The sequence below is a fragment of the Streptomyces sp. NPDC046379 genome (genome assembly GCF_055587785.1).
This window is the reverse complement of sequence record NZ_JBVJFP010000002.1, coordinates 323018-341243: the sequence shown is the minus strand read 5'-3', so window position 1 is coordinate 341243 and position 18226 is coordinate 323018. Positions and strand designations below refer to the sequence as shown.

Sequence of the window (18226 nt, the reverse complement as noted above, 5' to 3'; positions counted from 1 at the left end):
GGGAGCGCGCAGGGGCGCGCGTATGGGGCGTACGGGTACGGGCCGGAGTCTTCGGCATATTTGCGCAGTCCGCGTCCGCGACCGTATACGTCTGCCGTAGCATCGCCCTACGGGCCGCCCCACCTGTTCCTCGGTTCAACACTCGAACCGTCGGGCGCAGTTGGCCCGCACCGGGAGGACGAGGTCATGAAGCATCGCGGCAGACACCGTCGGCGCAGGCGCGGCCGGGCCCTGCGCGCGACCCTGGCCGGGACCGCGCTCGCGCTCACCGCGGCGGCCACCCTGATCAGCGCCTCCCAGGCCACGAACGGCACCGACCCCGGCGCCCTGCAGCCGCTGACCTCGCCCGCCGAGACGCGCGCGCTGGAACTGCGTCCGGCGTCCCTGCGGTCCGCCCCCCGGCCGGTGGCGCCCGTCGGCGTCGGCGCCGTCCTCGCGGAAGCCGACCGCACCCTGCGCAACGACGGGGAGTGCACCGGCGCCGAGCGCGCCGCGCTGCCCGTCGAGCCCGCCGCCGCTCGCGCCTGGTGCTGGGGCGAGGCCGACACCGAGGGCTGGCTGCCCGGCGCGGTCACCACCTCGGGGGACGCCGACGACGACGGCCGCTGGGGCGCCGACCGCGTGATCCTCTCCGGCTGGAGCGACGCCGAGGGCGCGGCCCGGGTGGCCTTCGTCGACGCGGGCACCCCGGGCAGGCTCGCCTACACGCTGGTGCCGCTGGTCGTGCCGACGGCACAGGGGCGGGCGTACCGGCCGCTCGAGTCACGGCTGTCCGGCATGGTCTGGTACCAGGACAAGCTGCTGGTCACCGGTGGCGACGGTGAGACGCTGCACGTCTACGACCTGGACCGGATCGAGCGCACCGGAGTGGGCGCCGCGCGCGGCGACCGGTTCGTGCTGTCCGCCGTCGCCACGTACCGGCTCGGCGGGGACGCCCGGATCGGCAGCCTGTCCCTGGACCGCAGCACCACGCCGGACACCCTGGTCGCCAGCGAGTCCGTGCCGGCCGGCAGCGACCGCCCCACCCGGCTGTGGCGCTACTCCCTGCGCGAGGGCGCCTCGGGCGCCGGGCTGCTGAGCACCAGCCCGAGGGATGCGTACGAGACCCGGGCGGCCGGGGTGCGGGGCGTGCTCGCGCGCGGGTCCGACTGGTACCTGGCGCGCGCGGCCGACGGGCACGACGGCAACGGCACGCTGTGGCGGCAGGACGCCGAGGGGGCGCGGGCGGCGCGCTGCGGGACCGACGAGACGTATCTGTGCTGGAGCGGCCCCGCGCAGCCGCTGTCGTACTGGGCCGAGACGGGCGAGGTCTGGTCCCAGTCGGGGCGGATGCTGTTCTCTCTGCCGCTGGCCAGGATCGACAGGTCGCTGGGATAGATGATTCTCTGACCGGTATGACCAACATTCCCGTGACCACCTGGTCCCTGGAGCAGACCGCGCCGAGCGACCTGCTGCCGGCCGCCGCACCCGAGGGCGACGTGCGGATCGTGCGCGCCGAGGTGCCCTCCCCGGAGCTGAGCCGCTACCTCTACGCCTCGGTCGGCGGCGACATCCGCTGGACCGACCGGCTGGGCTGGACGTACGCGCGGTGGCGGGAGTACCTGGAGCGGCCGGGTGTGGAGACCTGGGTGGCGTACGACCGGGGCACGCCCGCGGGCTACGTGGAGCTGGAGGCGCAGGACGAGGGCGCGGTGGAGATCGTCTACTTCGGCCTGATTCCGGCCTTCCGCGGCCGGCGCATCGGCGGGCACCTGCTGTCGTACGGGACCGCGCGCGCCTGGGACCTCGCCGAGCGGTGGCCCGGGCTGACGCCGACCAAGCGGGTCTGGCTGCACACCTGCACCAAGGACGGCGAGCACGCGCTGGCGAACTACCGGCGCCGGGGCTTCACCCTGTTCGACACCAAGGTCGAGGAGGAGACGGACGCGCCGACGCCGGGCCCGTGGCCGGGCGCCTACCCCGTCTGACCTGCTACGACAAGACGGCGTTCACGCCATGTGACCGACACCACCCTTGTCCCGCCATGTGGGACAAGGGTGTCCGCATCGCGGACGAAGCTGGACTGTGTCCAGATCGGCGTGACACGCTGCCGTCATGCCTGGAACTGGAATTGCCTTGGTGAGTCGGCGGCACGTCGACCTCGGCCGCATGTCCAGCGCCATCTGTCCGGCGAGCTGAGCTGCGCCCATCGGTGGCTCTGAGCCACGGGCCCGCATCGCCGTAACCCGCGTACAGCCTCCCTGCGCAATGACGCGCACGTATGCCTCCATGCGCCCGTATGCGCTGGTCAGAGCCGCATTCCCGCCTGTCCCGAAGGACGTAGAAACCATGGCCGCCAACCCGCAGAACCCTGCCGCCGCGACTCCCCGCCGCAAGGTGAGCCGTCACCGCGGCGAGGGCCAGTGGGCCGTGGGTCACTTCACCCCCCTCAACGGCAACGAACAGTTCAAGAAGGACGACGACGGTCTCAATGTGCGGACACGCATTGAGACGATCTACTCCAAGCGCGGTTTCCACTCCATCGACCCCAACGACCTGCGCGGGCGGATGCGCTGGTGGGGCCTGTACACCCAGCGCAAGCCCGGCATCGACGGCGGCAAGACGGCCGTGCTGGAGCCGGAGGAGCTGGACGACGAGTACTTCATGCTGCGCGTCCGTATCGACGGCGGCCGGCTCACCACCGAGCAGCTGCGGGTGATCGGCGAGATCTCCCAGGAGTTCGCGCGCGGCACCGCCGACATCACGGACCGGCAGAACGTCCAGTACCACTGGATCCGGATCGAGGACGTGCCCGAGATCTGGAACCGCCTGGAGGCGGTCGGCCTGTCCACCACCGAGGCATGCGGCGACACACCCCGTGTGATCATCGGTTCGCCGGTCGCGGGCATCGCCGAGGACGAGATCATCGACGGCACCCCGGCCATCGAGGAGATCCACCGCCGGGTCATCGGCAACAAGGCGTTCTCCAACCTGCCCCGCAAGTTCAAGTCCGCGATCTCCGGCTCCCCGCTGCTGGACGTGGCGCACGAGATCAACGACGTCGCCTTCGTCGGCGTGGTCCACCCCGAGCACGGTCCCGGCTTCGACCTGTGGGTCGGCGGCGGTCTGTCCACCAACCCCAAGATCGGCGTCCGGCTCGGCGCCTGGGTCCCGCTGGCCGAGGTCCCGGACGTCTACGAGGGCGTCATCTCCATCTTCCGCGACTACGGCTACCGCCGGCTGCGCAACCGCGCCCGGCTGAAGTTCCTGGTCGCCGACTGGGGCCCGGAGAAGTTCCGCCAGGTGCTGGAGGACGAGTACCTGGGGCGGGGGCTCGTCGACGGCCCCGCGCCCGCCCAGCCCGTCGAGCGGTGGCGGGACCACGTCGGCGTGCACCGTCAGCAGGACGGCCGCTTCTACGTCGGCTTCGCCCCGCGCGTCGGCCGCGTCGACGGCGCCACCCTCACGAAGATCGCCGAGCTGGCCGAGGCGCACGGCTCGGGCCGGGTGCGCACCACCGTCGAGCAGAAGATGATCGTCCTCGACGTCGAGGAGTCGCGGGTCGACTCCCTGGTCGAGGGCCTGGAAGCGCTGGACCTCACGGTCAGCCCCTCCCCGTTCCGGCGCGGCACCATGGCCTGCACCGGCATCGAGTACTGCAAGCTCGCCATCGTCGAGACCAAGGCACGCGGCTCCGCGCTGATCGACGAGCTGGAGCGCCGCATCCCGGACTTCGACGAGCCCATCACCATCAACCTCAACGGCTGCCCCAACGCCTGCGCCCGTATCCAGGTGGCGGACATCGGTCTCAAGGGTCAGCTGGTCCTGGACGACCGCGGCGAACAGGTCGAGGGCTACCAGGTGCACCTGGGCGGCGCACTCGGCCTGGAGGCCGGCTTCGGCCGCAAGGTGCGCGGTCTGAAGGTCACCTCCGAGGAACTGCCCGACTACGTGGAACGGGTCCTCAAGCGCTACCGGGCCGAGCGTGAGGAGGGCGAACGTTTCGCCGCCTGGGTGGCCCGCGCCTCCGAGGAGGCCCTGTCATGAGCGAACGCGCCGCGCCCTTCTACTGCCCCTACTGCGGCGACGAGGACCTGCGGCCGAGCGAGGAGGGCCCGGGCTCCTGGGAATGCGGGGCGTGCAGCCGCGCCTTCCGCCTGAAGTTCCTCGGACTGCTGGCCCGCGGGCCCCGGCACGACACCACGGGAGGGGACGAGACATGACGACGGTTCAGGACCGGCACACCGGCGCCGACCTCAAGGCGCTCGCCGAGCGGGCGGGACGCGACCTGGAGGACGCCTCCGCGCTGGAGATCCTCCAGTGGGCGGCCGACACCTTCGGCCGGCGCTTCTGCGTCACCTCCTCGATGGAGGACGCCGTCGTCGCCCATCTCGCCTCCCGGGTGATGAAGGGCGTCGACGTGGTGTTCCTCGACACGGGCTACCACTTCGAGGAGACCATCGGCACCCGCGACGCGGTCGAGGCCGTGATGGACGTCAACGTCATCACCCTCACCCCCGCGCAGACGGTCGCCGAGCAGGACGCCGAGTACGGGCCCAAGCTGCACGACCGCGACCCCGACCTGTGCTGCTTCCTGCGCAAGGTCAAGCCGCTGGAGCAGGGCCTCGCCCGCTTCGACGCCTGGGCGACGGGGCTGCGCCGCGACGAGTCCCCGACCCGGGCCAACACCCCGGTCGTCGCCTGGGACGAGAAGCGGCAGAAGGTGAAGATCTCCCCGATCGCCCGCTGGACCCAGGACGACGTGGACGCCTACGTCACCGAGCACGGCGTGCTCACCAACCCGCTGCTCATGGACGGCTACGCCTCCATCGGCTGCGCCCCCTGCACCCGCCGGGTCCTGGAGGGCGAGGACGCCCGCGCCGGCCGCTGGGCGGGGCGGGGCAAGACCGAGTGCGGGCTGCACGGATGACGGCCGCCGAGGCTGCGCGCACGGCGTCCGCTGCCGCGCCCGTCACCGCCGTCCACCATGCGAACACTGCGACCCAGGAGACACACGTGACGACCGGAGCCACCGTCTGGCTCACGGGTCTGCCGAGCGCCGGCAAGACCACGATCGCCTACGAGCTGGCCGGCCGGCTGCGCGCGGAGGGCCACCTCGTCGAGGTGCTCGACGGCGACGAGATCCGCGAGTTCATCTCGGCGGGCCTCGGCTTCAGCCGCGAGGACCGGCACACCAACGTGCAGCGCATCGGCTTCGTCGCCGAGCTGCTCGCCCGCAACGGCGTCAAGGTGCTGGTGCCGGTGATCGCGCCGTACGCCGACAGCCGCGACGCGGTACGCAAGCGGCACCAGGCGAACGGCACCGGGTACCTCGAGGTGCACGTGGCCACGCCGGTCGAGGTGTGCTCCGTGCGCGATGTGAAGGGGCTGTACGCCAAGCAGGCCGCGGGCGAGCTGACCGGGCTGACCGGGGTGGACGACCCGTACGAGGAGCCCGAGACGCCCGACCTGCGCATCGAGTCGCAGCACCAGACCGTCCAGGAGTCCGCCGCCGCGGTGTACGCCCTGCTCAGCGAAAGGGGACTGGCATGACGACGACCGTCGCCACGGTCGGGGAGGGTACGGACACGCCGTACGCCCTCTCGCACCTCGACGCCCTCGAGTCCGAGGCGGTGCACATCTTCCGCGAGGTGGCGGGCGAGTTCGAGCGGCCGGTGATCCTCTTCTCCGGCGGCAAGGACTCGATCGTCATGCTGCATCTGGCGCTGAAGGCGTTCGCGCCGGCGGCGATCCCGTTCTCGCTGCTGCACGTGGACACCGGGCACAACTTCCCCGAGGTCCTCGACTACCGCGACCGCACGGTGGCCCGGCACGGGCTGCGCCTGCACGTCGCGTCCGTGCAGGACTACATCGACCGCGGTGTGCTGCGTGAGCGCCCCGACGGGACCCGCAACCCGCTGCAGACGCTGCCGCTGACGGAGAAGATCCAGAGCGAGAAGTTCGACGCCGTGTTCGGCGGCGGGCGCCGCGACGAGGAGAAGGCGCGGGCCAAGGAGCGGGTGTTCTCGCTGCGGGACGAGTTCTCGCAGTGGGACCCGCGCCGCCAGCGGCCCGAGCTGTGGAACCTCTACAACGGCCGCCACGCTCCCGGTGAGCACGTCCGCGTGTTCCCGCTGTCCAACTGGACCGAGCTGGACGTGTGGCAGTACATCGCCCGCGAGGGCATCGAGCTGCCCGACATCTACTACGCGCACGAGCGTGAGGTGTTCCGGCGCGGCGGGATGTGGCTGACCGCCGGTGAGTGGGGCGGGCCGAAGGAGGGCGAGACCGTCGAGAAGCGGCTCGTGCGGTACCGGACGGTGGGCGACATGTCCTGCACCGGCGCGGTCGACTCCGACGCCGACACCATCGAGAAGGTGATCGCCGAGATCGCCGCCTCCCGGCTGACCGAGCGCGGCGCGACCCGCGCCGACGACAAGCTCTCCGAGGCCGCGATGGAAGACCGCAAGCGCGAGGGGTACTTCTAACCATGAGCACGACCACGACCGAGGAGCTCTCGGCCACCACCCTGCTGCGGTTCGCCACCGCCGGCTCCGTCGACGACGGCAAGTCCACCCTCGTCGGCCGCCTGCTGCACGACTCCAAGTCGGTCCTCGCCGACCAGCTGGAGGCCGTCGAGCGGGTCTCGGCCAGCCGCGGCCAGGAGGGTCCCGACCTCGCGCTGCTCACCGACGGCCTGCGCGCCGAGCGGGAGCAGGGCATCACGATCGACGTGGCGTACCGTTACTTCGCCACGCCCAGGCGGCGGTTCATCCTCGCCGACACGCCGGGCCACGTGCAGTACACCCGCAACATGGTCACCGGCGCCTCCACGGCCGAGCTGACGGTCATCCTGGTCGACGCGCGCAACGGCGTCGTCGAGCAGACCCGCCGCCACGCCGCCATCGCCGCCCTCCTGCGCGTCCCGCACGTCGTCCTCGCCGTCAACAAGATGGACCTCGTCGGCTACCAGGAGAAGGTGTTCGCGGCGATCGCCGAGGAGTTCACGGCGTACGCCACCGAACTGGGCGTCCCCGACGTCACCGCGATCCCGATCTCCGCGCTCGAGGGCGACAACGTCGTGGAGCCGTCGGCGCACATGGACTGGTACGGCGGCCCCACCGTGCTGGAGCACCTGGAGACCGTCCCGGCCGCGCACGACCTCACGCACTGCCACGCGCGACTGCCCGTGCAGTACGTGATCCGGCCGCAGACCGCCGACCACCCCGACTACCGCGGCTACGCCGGGCAGATCGCGGCCGGCACCTTCCGCGTCGGCGAGTCCGTGACGGTCCTGCCGTCCGGGCGGGCGACGAGGATCGCCGGCATCGACCTGCTGGGCGAGCCGGTCGACGTGGCGTGGACGCCGCAGTCGGTGACCCTCCTGCTGGAGGACGACATCGACATCTCCCGCGGCGACCTGATCGTGCCCAGCAAGGACGCCCCGCCGACCACGCAGGACATCGAGGCGACCGTCTGCCACGTCGCCGACGCCCCGCTCACCGTCGGCCACCGGGTGCTCCTCAAGCACGGCACCCGCACCGTCAAGGCGATCGTCAAGGACATCCCCTCCCGGCTCACCCTCGACGACCTGTCCCTGCACCCGCACCCCGGACAGCTCGTCGCCAACGACATCGGCCGGGTCAAGGTCCGCACCGCCGAACCGCTCCCCGTCGACTCCTACGCCGACTCCCGCCGCACCGGCTCCTTCATCCTGATCGACCCCGCCGACGGCACCACCCTCACCGCCGGCATGGTCGGCGAGTCCTTCGCCTCCCCGGAACCCGTCCGGGACGAGACCGAGGACGACGGGTGGGACTTCTGACCACGCACCACGCCCGGGGCAGCGGGCGGAGGAGAGCGGCGCGACGCGCGCAAGGCACGCGATGCCTGCGATGTGCGTGAGGGCGCACGCGCATCGCCCGCGCGCCCTCGCCCGCCGCCCGCGCCCCCGCGCCAGCGAAGATCCGCCGACATCCCGGCCACGACCCGACAGAACGTGACCGCCGGGCCTACGAGAGGAAACCCTCCCGTGCCTGCCAGCACCGCCCTCCGCCGCGGCCTCGCGGCCGTGGCCGTCCTGCCCCTGCTCGCCCTCGCCGCCTGCGGCTACGGCTCGCAGGCCCAGGACGTGCCCGCGCAGCAGGCGATCGCCCCGGGCGCGAAGAAGACCGACGGCCTGGACTCCGTCCGCATCGGCTACTTCGGCAACCTGACCCACGCGACCGCGCTGGTCGGCCGGGAGCGGGGCTTCTTCCAGAAGGAGCTGGGGGCGACCAAGGCGGAGTACGCGACGTTCAACGCGGGTCCGTCCGAGATCGAGGCGCTGAACTCGGGGTCCGTCGACATCGGCTGGATCGGCCCCTCCCCCGCCGTCAACGGCTACCTCAAGTCGGGCGGCAAGAACCTCAGGATCGTGGGCGGTTCGGCGTCCGGCGGCGTCAGGCTGGTCGTCGACCCGGAGAAGATCAGGTCCGTCGAGGACGTCAAGGGCAAGAGGATCGCCACCCCGCAGCTCGGCAACACCCAGGACGTCGCGTTCCTGAACTGGGCGAGGGAACAGGGCTGGACGATCGACGCGGAGAGCGGCCGGGGCGACGTCTCCGTCGTGCGCACCGACAACAAGATCACCCCGGACGCCTACAGGTCCGGCTCCGTCGACGGGGGCTGGGTGCCGGAGCCGACCGCCTCCAAGCTGGTCGCCGAGGGCGCGAAGGTGCTGCTCGACGAGGCGGACCTCTGGCCGGACGGGAAGTTCGTGATCACCACCGTCGTCGTGTCGCAGACGTTCCTCCAAGAGCACCCGAAGGCCGTCGAGGCGGTGCTGCGGGCCTCCGTGCGGACCAACCGGTGGATCACCGCCCACCCCGCCGAGGCCAAGGCGTCGGCGAACCGGCAGCTGGAGGCGGACACCGGCAAGCCGCTGCCGGCCGAGGTCCTGGACCCGGCGTGGGAGTCCATCGAGGTCACCGACGACCCGCTGGCCGCCACCCTCGAAACCCAGGCGGAGCACGCGGTGAAGGCCGGACTGCTGGAGAAGACCGACCTGACCGGCATCTACGACCTCGCGCCGCTGAACAGGGTGCTCGCCGCCGAGGGCGAACCCACCGTGGACGACGCCGGTCTCGGCGTCGCGTCGTAAGCCCGGATCCCCAAGACAGTTACAGGAGGTGACGACCATGGCCACCACCCTCGCCAAGGCCGCCGACGGCACCGAGACGGTCACGCACGCCGCGCGCATCGAGCACGTCTCCAAGTCGTTCGCGGGCCCCGCCGGGCAGCAGCTCGTGCTGGACGACATCAGCCTCGATGTCGCTCCCGGCGAGTTCGTCACCCTCCTCGGGGCGTCCGGCTGCGGCAAGTCCACGCTGCTCAACCTGGTCGCGGGCCTGGACCGGCCGAGCGCCGGCTCCATCACCACCGACGGCCGCCCGGCGCTGATGTTCCAGGAGCACGCGCTGTTCCCGTGGCTGACCGCCGGCAAGAACATCGAACTCGCGCTGCGGCTGCGCGGCGTGCCCAAGGCCGACCGCCGCGACCGGGCCGAGGAACTGCTCGAACTGGTCCGCCTCAAGGGCGCGTACGGCAAGCGGGTGCACGAGCTGTCCGGCGGCATGCGCCAGCGGGTGGCGATGGCCCGGGCACTGGCGCAGGACAGCAAGCTGCTGCTGATGGACGAGCCGTTCGCGGCGCTGGACGCGATCACCCGCGACGTCCTGCACGACGAGCTGACCCGCATCTGGGGCGAGACCCGGCTGTCGGTGCTGTTCGTGACGCACAACGTGCGCGAGGCGGTGCGGCTCGCGCAGCGCGTGGTGCTGCTGTCGTCCCGGCCGGGCCGGGTGGCGCGCACCTGGACGGTGGACATCCCGCAGCCGCGCCGTATCGAGGACACCGCCGTGGCGGAGCTGTCCCGAGAGATCACCGAGGAACTGCGCGAGGAGATCCGCCGCCATGGCCAGCACTGACACCCCCGCCGCCAAGGACAAGGGCGGCGCCGCGGGCGACCTCGCCGGTCTGGAGGCGGGCCTCGACGCGCTGGAGACGGTCCAGACGAGCCGTACGCCACTGCGCACGACCCTGGTCCAGAAGGTCCTGCCGCCGGTCACCGCGATCGCGCTGGTGCTGCTGGTGTGGCAGGCGCTGGTCGGGTTCGGCGTCGTCGACGACCCGAGCAGGCTGCCCTCCCCCTCCGACGTGTGGGGCGAGGTGGAGCACGCCTGGCTCCAGGGCACGCTGTTCGACTACATCTGGACCAGCGTCTCGCGCGGCCTGCTGGGCTTCCTGCTGGCGCTGGCCATCGGCACGCCGCTCGGGCTGCTGGTGGCGCGGGTGCGGTTCGTGCGGGCGGCGATCGGGCCGATCCTGTCGGGCCTGCAGTCGCTGCCGTCGGTGGCGTGGGTGCCGCCGGCCGTCATCTGGCTCGGCCTGAACAACTCGATGATGTACGCCGTCATCCTGCTCGGCGCCGTCCCCTCCATCGCCAACGGCCTGGTGTCCGGCGTGGACCAGGTGCCGCCGCTGTTCCTGCGCGCCGGGCGCACGCTGGGCGCGACGGGGCTGCGGGGCACCTGGCACATCGTGATGCCGGCCGCGCTGCCCGGCTACCTCGCCGGACTGAAGCAGGGCTGGGCGTTCTCCTGGCGGTCGCTGATGGCCGCCGAGATCATCGCCTCCTCCCCGGAACTGGGCGTGGGGCTCGGCCAGCTGCTGGAGAACGGCCGCAACACCAGCTCGATGTCGATGGTGTTCCTCGCCATCCTGCTCATCCTGATCGTCGGCATCGCCATCGACCTGCTCATCTTCAGCCCGCTGGAGCGGCGGGTGCTGCGCAGCCGCGGCCTGCTGGTCAAGGCCTGATCGAGGTACGTCATGTCCCGTCCGGTCCTCCTCGTCATCGCCCACGGCAGCCGTGACCCGCGGCACGCCGCGACCGTGCACGCCCTCGTGCAGCAGGTGCGGTCGCTGCGCCCCGGCCTGCGGATCGAGACGGGCTTCCTCGACTTCAACATCCCCTCCGTGCGGGGCGTGCTGGAGTCGCTGGCGGCCGAGGGCGTCCGGGACGTCGTCGCGCTGCCGCTGCTGCTGACCCGCGCCTTCCACGCCAAGGCGGACATCCCCGCCGTGCTGCGGGAGGCGCCGGCGCGGCTGCGAATCCGGCAGGCCGAGGTGCTCGGACCGTCGCCGCTGCTGCTGTCCGCGCTGGACCGGCGGCTGTACGAGGCCGGGCTGACGCCCGCCGACAAGTCCTCGACCGGGGTCGTGCTGGCCTCGGCGGGGTCCACCGACCCGGAGGCGATCGCAGTGATCGCAGAAATCGCGCGGGAGTGGCGGCACACCGGTTGGTGCGCCGTGCGGCCTGCGTTCGCCTCCGCATCCCTTCCGCGCACCGAGGACGCCGTGCGCCGGCTGAGGGCCCTCGGCTGCGAGCGGGTGGCGGTCGCCCCGTATGTGCTGGCGCCCGGCTTTCTGCCGGACCGCATCGCACGGGGCGCCGCCGGTGCGGACGTGCTCGCCGACGTCCTCGGACCCGCGCCGGAGGTGGCGCGGGTCCTGCTGGACCGCTACGAGGCGGCGCGGGCGCCGCTGCGGGCGGTGGTGGGGGCCTGACGGCTCACAGTCGTGGCCGCCTGACGGCTCGCAGCCGTGGCCCGGGACATGGCCGGGCTTGAGGGCTCGGGCCGTGGTGGAGGGCCGAAGGCTCAGGAGCCGGCGCAGGTGAGGTTCGCCGGCGCCGCAGAGCCGCCGCTGACCACGAACCCGAACGTGGCGCCGGCGCCGGGTGCGACGGAGCCGTTCCAGGCGGTGTTGCGGATCGTGACGGTGCCGCTGGTGCCCGTGTTCTGGCCGTTCCAGACCTGGCTGAGGGTCTGGCCGGAGGCGAGGGTCATGCCGACGCTCCAGCCGCCGAGGGCGGTGGTGGAGGTGTTCCGGACGGTCACCTCGCCCTGGTAGCCGCCGGACCAGCTGTTGACGATGCGGTGGGCGGCGGTGCAGGAGTCGCCGGTGCCGCCGGTGGATCCGCCGGTGGTGGTGCCTCCGGTGGTCGTGCCGCCGGTCGTGGTCCCGCCCGTCGTCGTCCCGCCGGTCGTGGTCCCGCCCGTCGTCGTCCCGCCGGTCGTGGTCCCGCCCGTCGTCGTCCCGCCGGTGGTGGTGCCACCGCTCGTGCCGCCGTCCGTCAGGGTCGGCGTGGTCCAGTCCCGCCACTGGGACAGCGAGCCCGACTTCGACGGGGCGACGCGGAACACGCCGGGTGCGCTGCCCGTCTGGCGCAGGAACTTGCCGATGCTCTGCTGCAGCGGCGTCCGCCACTCCGGCCGGACCGCGCAGTGGGTGCCGTCCTGGACGTCGGACCAGTAGGAGATGTTGCTCCCCGCGCCGAGGGCCTTGTAGACCTCCGCGCCGCCGAGGGCCGCCACGCTGCCGGAGCGCGCGCCCAGCCACTCGATGTGCGGGTTCTCCATCACGAGGAGCCCGCGCGGCGCGACCATGGCGACGATCTGGTGCGTGTCCACCGGGAGCCCGGCCGGGTTGCCCGTGTACGAGCCGAACGCGTCGCCGAGCCACGGCTGTTCGGAGTAGGCGCTGCTCAGCGGCTGGGCGCCGCTCTCCCCGGGGATGCCCCGGAAGATGTTGGTGCCGCCGCTGCCCGACTCGATCGGCATGGTCAGGGCGATGCGCTGGTCGAACGCCCCCGCCACGAACGCGCCCTTGCCGTAACGCGAGCAGCCCGTGACGCCGGTGGCGTCGGCCCGCAGGATGCCGCCGCCCGACTGCTCGATGACGTCGATGATCCGGCTCACGCCCCACGACCACGCCATCAGCAGCCCGGTGCTGCTGGAGGCGCCGTAGATGCTGTAGAAGGCGCCCTGCTTGTTGCTGCGCGGGGTGCCCTCCCGGCCGACCGTGGTGGGATCGAAGCTGACGACGGCGGCGCCGGAGGCCTTGATGGTGGCGGTGTCCGCGCCCAGCCCGCCGAGGACGACGACGGCCGGGAAGGGGCCCGTGCCGCTCGGCAGGTCGACGGTCGCCGAGAAGCTCGCGCTCCGGCCCTGGTCGGAGACGTTCACGGTGATGCCGGTGCGCGACACCGTGCCCGTGACGCTGCCGGGCTTCGCCGGCTTCTGCCCGTAGACGGACCGCTCCGCCAGCTCCCGGATCTCCGCCCGGCGGCACCGCCAGTCCGACGTGCTGGTGATGCGGGTGCCGTTCATCCGGGTGAAGGGGTCGGGCAGCTTGGAGTTGGCGGCCGGCGAGCCGGAGGACACGGCGCAGTCGGCGCCGTCGTCCTCGACGCCCGCTGCCGCCGCCGCTACGGCAACCAGCCGGTCGGCGCCCCGGTCCCGCGGGACCAGCACGGCGGCCGCCAGGCTCGCGACGGCCGCGAGGACGGCGACGGCCCATGTCCAGGGCCGATATCGAGACATGCGCATGGAGGACCTCCAGAGGCCGGGGTTGCGGGAGCGCTCCCAGGCTAGGAAGGGGTCTTGGGCATGACAACAGACCCGACAGGGCCGCGTCAGGTTGGCTCTTTCCGATCGTTCGCCGGAAGCCGAAGGGTGCGCCGCGACCAGCGACGACGAGCCTGAAATCGCTCTCGGGCGACTGCCCGGAGCCCTTCCGTTCCAGGAAACTTTCGGCCAGGCGGCGAAAGTTTCGACCCTCTCAGCCCGCCGTCTCCCCCGTCATCTCCACCAGCTTGACGACCGTGTTCCAGTTCCGGGTGGTGGCGATCAGGCCTTTGTTCACCCGTGGCTTGGCGAGCGCCTCGGCGAGCCTGGACCGGCCGAGGCCGTTCGGCGCGTACAGGTACAGGGCGCGGTCGCCGAGCCGGAACTCCTCGGGCCGGAAGGCCGCCTGGTCGATCTCCGCGAAGCGCGCCGCCTCGACGGGCGCCGAGAAGTACGTGACGTGGAGTTGCTTGGCCTCGAGTTCGGCGGCCGGGAAGGGGCAGGCCTCGGCGATCGCGCGCAGATAGGCGTGGCTGCGCACGATCACGTCGACCGCGAATCCGAACCGCTCCGCGATCGCCCGCTCCAGCGCGGCGGCGAGGGACTCCTCGTCGCCGTGGTCCGAGGTGAAGACGGCCTGGCCGCTCTGGAGGTGGGTGCGCACGCCGGTGTGGCCGAGACCTTCGACGAGGACGCGCAGTTCGGCCATCGGAACCTTGCGGTTGCCGCCCACGTTGATGCCGCGCAGCAGTGCCGCGTAGGTCGTCGTCATGGGGACCACCCTAGAGCCCGAGTACCCAGATAGATGTAGGGGACCGGCGGCCCGGCGTCCTCCCCAAGGGGGAGGTCAGGGGGGCCGATGAGAGGACCCGGGGGCCGGCCGCTTCACCGGACGGTACGACGCCATTCCTTTATGCGGGCCATAGCTTCGGAGAGGAAGGTGACGGCAGGGGGCTGTCACCGCTCACGAGGGGCAGCCCGTCATGGGGAACGGCAGCAACACACGCGTGCGGGGATTCGCCGCCCGGGCCGGCGGATGGAGCGCCCGGCACCGCTGGGCGGCCGTCGGGATCTGGGTGCTTTTCGTCGTTCTGGCAATGGGGCTCGGCTCGGCCGCCGGCCGGGTCGACGTCAAGGAGAGCGACCAGCTCAGCGGCGAGATACACACCGCCGCCAAGATCCTCGAGGACGCCGGGATCGAGGAGCCGGCCAGCGAGACCGTGCTCATCCAGTCGAAGGACGGCAGCGTCAAGGCCACGGACCCCGAGTTCCGGGCCGCCGTCACCGACGTCGTCGAGGCCGTGGAGGCGACCGGCGAGGTCGCCGACGTCACCACGCCGTACCAGACCAAGACCATTTCGCGGGACGGGCTCAGCGCGCTCGTCCAGTTCGACATCCGCGGGGAGTCGGACACCGCCGGCGAGCGGGTCGAGCCGGTCCTGGAGGCCGTCGAGAAGGTCCAGAAGAGCCACGAGTCGCTGCGGATCGAGGAGATCGGCGGCGCGAGCATGATGAAGACGTTCGACGACGCGTTCGGCGACGACTTCAAGCAGGCCGAGTACTCGGCCGTGCCGGTGGCCCTCGGCATCCTGCTGATCGCCTTCGGCGCGCTGGTCGCGGCGCTGCTGCCGGTGCTGCTGGCGATCACCGCGATCATGGCGACGATGGGCCTGATGGGCGTGGTCAGCCATGTGATGCCGATGAGCGACACCGCCAACTCGGTGATGCTGCTGGTCGGTCTGGCCGTCGGCGTCGACTACTGCCTGTTCTACCTGCGCCGTGAGCGCGAGGAGCGGGAGGCCGGCCGGGACGCGCAGACCGCGCTGCGGATCGCCGCCGCCACCAGCGGCCGGGCCATCGTGGTCTCCGGCGTCACGGTGATCGTGGCGATGGCGGGCATGCTGTTCACCGGGATCGCCGAGTTCGAGGCGATGGGCCTGGCGTCGCTGATGGTCGTGGGCGTCGCCATGGTCGGTTCCGTCACCGTGCTCCCGGCGCTGCTGTCGCTGCTGGGCGAGCGGGTCGAGAAGGGCAGGATTCCCTTCCTGCGCCGCCGCCGTCAGGGCACGGACAACGGCAGCCGGTTCTGGACGGCCGTGCTGAAGGGCGTGCTCGCCCGCCCGGTGATCTCCGTCGTGGTCGCGGCCGGCGCGCTGCTCGCCATCGCCGCTCCGGCACTCGGCATGAAGACCCAGAACCTCACGCTGGACCAGGAGTTCGGCGACTCGCTGCCCATCGTGCAGACCTACAACCGCGTCAACGAGGCCTTCCCGGGCGGCTCCGAGCCGGCCGAGGTGGTCGTCAAGGCCGACGACATCAACGCCCCCGAGGTGCAGTCGGCGCTCGCCGACTTCCGTGAGCAGGCGGTCAGTTCGGGCGCCTCGCAGGGCCCGGTCGAGATCAAGCTGAACGACGAGCGGAACGTCGCCTTCGTCTACGTCCCCCTGGTCGGCGGCTCCGACCTCGACAAGGCGGGCGCGAGCCTGGTCAAGCTGCGCGACGAGGTGCGGCCGGCCACCCTCGGCAAGGTCGACGGCGTCGAGGCGCCGATCACCGGTCAGGTCGCCGGGTCCCACGACTTCAACGACCAGCTGACCGGCGCGGTGGTCCCGGTGTTCGCCTTCGTCGTGGTGTTCGCCTTCCTGCTGATGCTGCTCTCCTTCCGCTCGCTGACGATCGCGGTCACCTCGATCGTGCTGAACCTGCTGTCGGTGGGCGCGGCCTACGGCATCCTGGTCGCCGTCTTCCAGCACGGCTGGGGCGCGTCCCTGGTGGGCGCGGAGGGCGTCGGCGCCATCATCAGCTGGCTGCCGCTGTTCCTCTTCGTGATCCTGTTCGGCCTGTCGATGGACTACCACGTCTTCGTGGTCTCCCGGATCCGCGAGGCGCGGCTGCGGGGCCGGACCACGCGGGACGCCATCACGCACGGCGTCGTGACCACCGCGGGCGTCGTGACCAGCGCCGCGGTGATCATGGTCGCGGTGTTCGCGATCTTCGGCACGCTGTCCATGCAGTCGATGAAGCAGATGGGCGTGGGCCTGGCGGCGGCGGTGCTGATCGACGCGACGGTCATCCGCGGTGTGCTGCTGCCGGCGGTGATGGCGCTGCTCGGCGAGCGCAACTGGTACCTGCCGAAGTGGATGAACCGCCTGCCGGACCTCACCCACGACGAGTCGGCCGAGGCCGTGATCGAGGAGCGGCGCCCGCCGGCCGTGGAGGGCGAACGGGTGGGCGTCTGACACCCGCCGGTCCCGGCACTGGTGACCTGAAAGGCCGGTGAGCCGGAGGCTCGTATGCGGCAGGGGCTCGTCGTTCCGGGGGGATCGACGAGCCCTTCGCCGTGTCCGGGGCGGCCGGCGGTACGCATGGGGGCGCCCCGCCGGGCGGGGCGCCCCCATGGCGTCTACCGCCCCGGCAGCTCCGCCTCGATCAGGTCGGCCGCCCGCCGCGCGCCGCCCTCGCGGGCCATCTCGGCCTGAATCTCCTTCAGGCGGCGGGCCACTTCCGGGTCGTCGACCAGGGCGAGGGCGGCGGCACGGAGGTTCTCGGCGGTGGCCTCGCCGGCCGGGACGTGGCGGGCGACGCCGAGGGCCTGGAGCATGTCGGCGTTGCCGAACTGGTCGACCGCCTGCGGGACCGCCACCATCGGGGTCGCCGTCGCCAGTCCCTCCTGGCTGCCGCCCGCGCCGGCGTGGGTGACGAACAGGTCGGCCCGGCGCAGGACGGCGAGCTGCGGCACCCAGGACCGCACCTCCACGCCGTCCGGCACCTCCCCCAGCTCGGCCGGGTCCACATGCCGGCCGATCTGGAGCACGGTGTGCCAGCCGGGCAGGTCGCCGAAGGCCCGCACGCACGCGCGGTAGAACTCCGGCCGCTTGGTGAAGGCGGACCCGAGCGACACCAGCGCCACCTTCTCCGCGCCGACGGGCCGCCGCCAGTCGCCCTCCGCCCTCCGGTCGCCCTGGCAGGCGCCGACGAACGTGTACACCCTCTCGTCCACCTGGTCGGCGTGCGGCTGGAGCGCCCTCGGGATGAGGACCAGCGAACGGGCGGGCCGGGCGACGAACCGGTCGGGGTGCTCGGTGATGCCGTTCTCCTCCAGCCAGGCGTGGAAGCGGGCGTAGTAGGCCCGGCCGCGTTCGGTCTTCTTCGGCTCCGCCCACATCGGCTCGGCGACCTCCTGCTCGTAGCCCTCCCAGGCGACCAGGTTCGGCGACAGGGAGATCGCGGGGACGCCCCAGCGGTGGGCGAGGACCCGCGCCGGGTAGGCGGTGATGTCGTGCAGCACGAGGTCGGGCTCGTCCCCGTCGTACGCCGCGAGCAGCTGGGGCAGCGCCTGAATCGCGTCGTCGAGGAACGGCTCGACGTTGTCCAGCAGCGTGGTCCCCCACGCCGCGGGGTCGTCGTCGGGGCCGGGCAGGGTCGAGTGCCACGGCCTGGGCTCGGCGCCGGTCGCGGCGACCTTCTCGGCGAAGGCGGGCGGGATGGCGTACGTCACCCGGTGCCCGCGCGCGACGAGTTCGCGGATCACCTCGAGGCTCGGGTTGACGTGGCCGTGCGCGGCGATGGAGAACATGGCGATGTGCGCGGGAGTGGTCATGCCGTCGAGACTATGTGAGACGATACGTCTCGTCCAGTTAATGGGGTGGCAGACTTTCCGCGACGACGGAGACGACGGACAGCCGACACGGCCGGCGGACGCACGACGGACGACTCGGCCGGCCGCCGCACGACCGACGTACGACCGACGACACGCACGTCGGACGGACAGGGGGCGGACGGCGGACGGGCGACCG

Annotated in this window: 17 protein-coding genes; 14 read left to right on the top strand and 3 right to left on the bottom strand. The window is 72.2% G+C overall.

The features are described 5' to 3' along the window. Positions 1-186 precede the first annotated feature (186 nt). The 13 genes from ACZ6KF_RS05425 (at position 187) to ACZ6KF_RS05365 (ending at position 11589) form a co-directional block, all read left to right on the top strand. Positions 187-1377: a hypothetical protein gene (locus ACZ6KF_RS05425; RefSeq protein ID WP_469237385.1), complete on the top strand. Its 1191-nt coding sequence runs from the start codon at positions 187-189 to the stop codon at positions 1375-1377. A 17-nt stretch (positions 1378-1394) separates the two neighbouring features. Continuing rightward, the gene (locus ACZ6KF_RS05420) at positions 1395-1967 is read left to right on the top strand and encodes a GNAT family N-acetyltransferase (RefSeq protein WP_356632610.1); all 573 of its coding nucleotides are present in this window, start codon (positions 1395-1397) and stop codon (positions 1965-1967) included. 127 nt (positions 1968-2094) lie between these two features. Then, positions 2095-2178: a putative leader peptide gene (locus ACZ6KF_RS05415; protein WP_310739661.1), complete on the top strand. Its 84-nt coding sequence runs from the start codon at positions 2095-2097 to the stop codon at positions 2176-2178. Positions 2179-2328: 150 nt separating this feature from the next. Further along, complete coding sequence (locus ACZ6KF_RS05410) at positions 2329-4026, top strand: nitrite/sulfite reductase (protein ID WP_356632608.1); 1698 nt, start codon at positions 2329-2331, stop codon at positions 4024-4026. Further along, positions 4023-4202, top strand: a complete 180-nt coding sequence (locus tag ACZ6KF_RS05405) for a hypothetical protein (protein WP_356632606.1) — start codon at positions 4023-4025, stop codon at positions 4200-4202. Before ACZ6KF_RS05410 ends, ACZ6KF_RS05405 begins: the two co-directional genes overlap by 4 nt. Further along, complete coding sequence (locus ACZ6KF_RS05400; RefSeq protein WP_356632604.1) at positions 4199-4909, top strand: phosphoadenylyl-sulfate reductase; 711 nt, start codon at positions 4199-4201, stop codon at positions 4907-4909. Before ACZ6KF_RS05405 ends, ACZ6KF_RS05400 begins: the two co-directional genes overlap by 4 nt. After that, the gene (gene cysC, locus ACZ6KF_RS05395) at positions 4906-5532 is read left to right on the top strand and encodes an adenylyl-sulfate kinase (RefSeq protein ID WP_469158257.1); all 627 of its coding nucleotides are present in this window, start codon (positions 4906-4908) and stop codon (positions 5530-5532) included. Before ACZ6KF_RS05400 ends, cysC begins: the two co-directional genes overlap by 4 nt. After that, positions 5529-6467: a sulfate adenylyltransferase subunit CysD gene (cysD, locus tag ACZ6KF_RS05390; protein WP_356632602.1), complete on the top strand. Its 939-nt coding sequence runs from the start codon at positions 5529-5531 to the stop codon at positions 6465-6467. Before cysC ends, cysD begins: the two co-directional genes overlap by 4 nt. A 2-nt stretch (positions 6468-6469) precedes the next feature. Continuing rightward, a complete protein-coding gene (locus ACZ6KF_RS05385; protein ID WP_356632600.1) occupies positions 6470-7804 on the top strand; it encodes a sulfate adenylyltransferase subunit 1 in 1335 nt (444 codons plus the stop codon). A 207-nt stretch (positions 7805-8011) separates the two neighbouring features. Next, positions 8012-9121, top strand: a complete 1110-nt coding sequence (locus ACZ6KF_RS05380; protein ID WP_469237383.1) for an aliphatic sulfonate ABC transporter substrate-binding protein — start codon at positions 8012-8014, stop codon at positions 9119-9121. Positions 9122-9158: 37 nt separating this feature from the next. Next, on the top strand, positions 9159-9947 hold the full coding sequence (locus ACZ6KF_RS05375) for an ABC transporter ATP-binding protein (RefSeq protein WP_356632596.1): 789 nt from the start codon (positions 9159-9161) through the stop codon (positions 9945-9947). Beyond that, positions 9934-10839 carry an ABC transporter permease gene (locus tag ACZ6KF_RS05370; protein ID WP_356632594.1) on the top strand — a complete coding sequence of 302 codons (906 nt, stop codon included), beginning with the start codon at positions 9934-9936 and terminating at the stop codon, positions 10837-10839. Before ACZ6KF_RS05375 ends, ACZ6KF_RS05370 begins: the two co-directional genes overlap by 14 nt. Positions 10840-10851: 12 nt before the next feature. Further along, positions 10852-11589: a sirohydrochlorin chelatase gene (locus tag ACZ6KF_RS05365; RefSeq protein ID WP_469175356.1), complete on the top strand. Its 738-nt coding sequence runs from the start codon at positions 10852-10854 to the stop codon at positions 11587-11589. 92 nt (positions 11590-11681) lie between these two features. On the opposite strand, the gene ACZ6KF_RS05360 is transcribed toward ACZ6KF_RS05365, so the two are convergent. Then, positions 11682-13412: a glucuronyl esterase domain-containing protein gene (locus ACZ6KF_RS05360; protein WP_469237381.1), complete on the bottom strand. Its 1731-nt coding sequence runs from the start codon at positions 13410-13412 to the stop codon at positions 11682-11684. Positions 13413-13644: 232 nt separating this feature from the next. After that, the gene (locus ACZ6KF_RS05355; RefSeq protein ID WP_469237380.1) at positions 13645-14202 is read right to left on the bottom strand and encodes a DUF1697 domain-containing protein; all 558 of its coding nucleotides are present in this window, start codon (positions 14200-14202) and stop codon (positions 13645-13647) included. Between the two features lie 211 nt (positions 14203-14413). Between ACZ6KF_RS05355 and ACZ6KF_RS05350 the strand changes: the two genes are divergently transcribed. After that, positions 14414-16669, top strand: a complete 2256-nt coding sequence (locus ACZ6KF_RS05350; protein WP_356632586.1) for an MMPL family transporter — start codon at positions 14414-14416, stop codon at positions 16667-16669. A gap of 164 nt (positions 16670-16833) precedes the next feature. Here the strand turns inward: ACZ6KF_RS05350 and mgt are convergent, their stop codons facing one another. Beyond that, entirely contained in the window at positions 16834-18030 is a 1197-nt protein-coding gene (mgt, locus tag ACZ6KF_RS05345) for a macrolide-inactivating glycosyltransferase (RefSeq protein WP_469237378.1), read from the bottom strand. Positions 18031-18226: the final 196 nt, after the last annotated feature.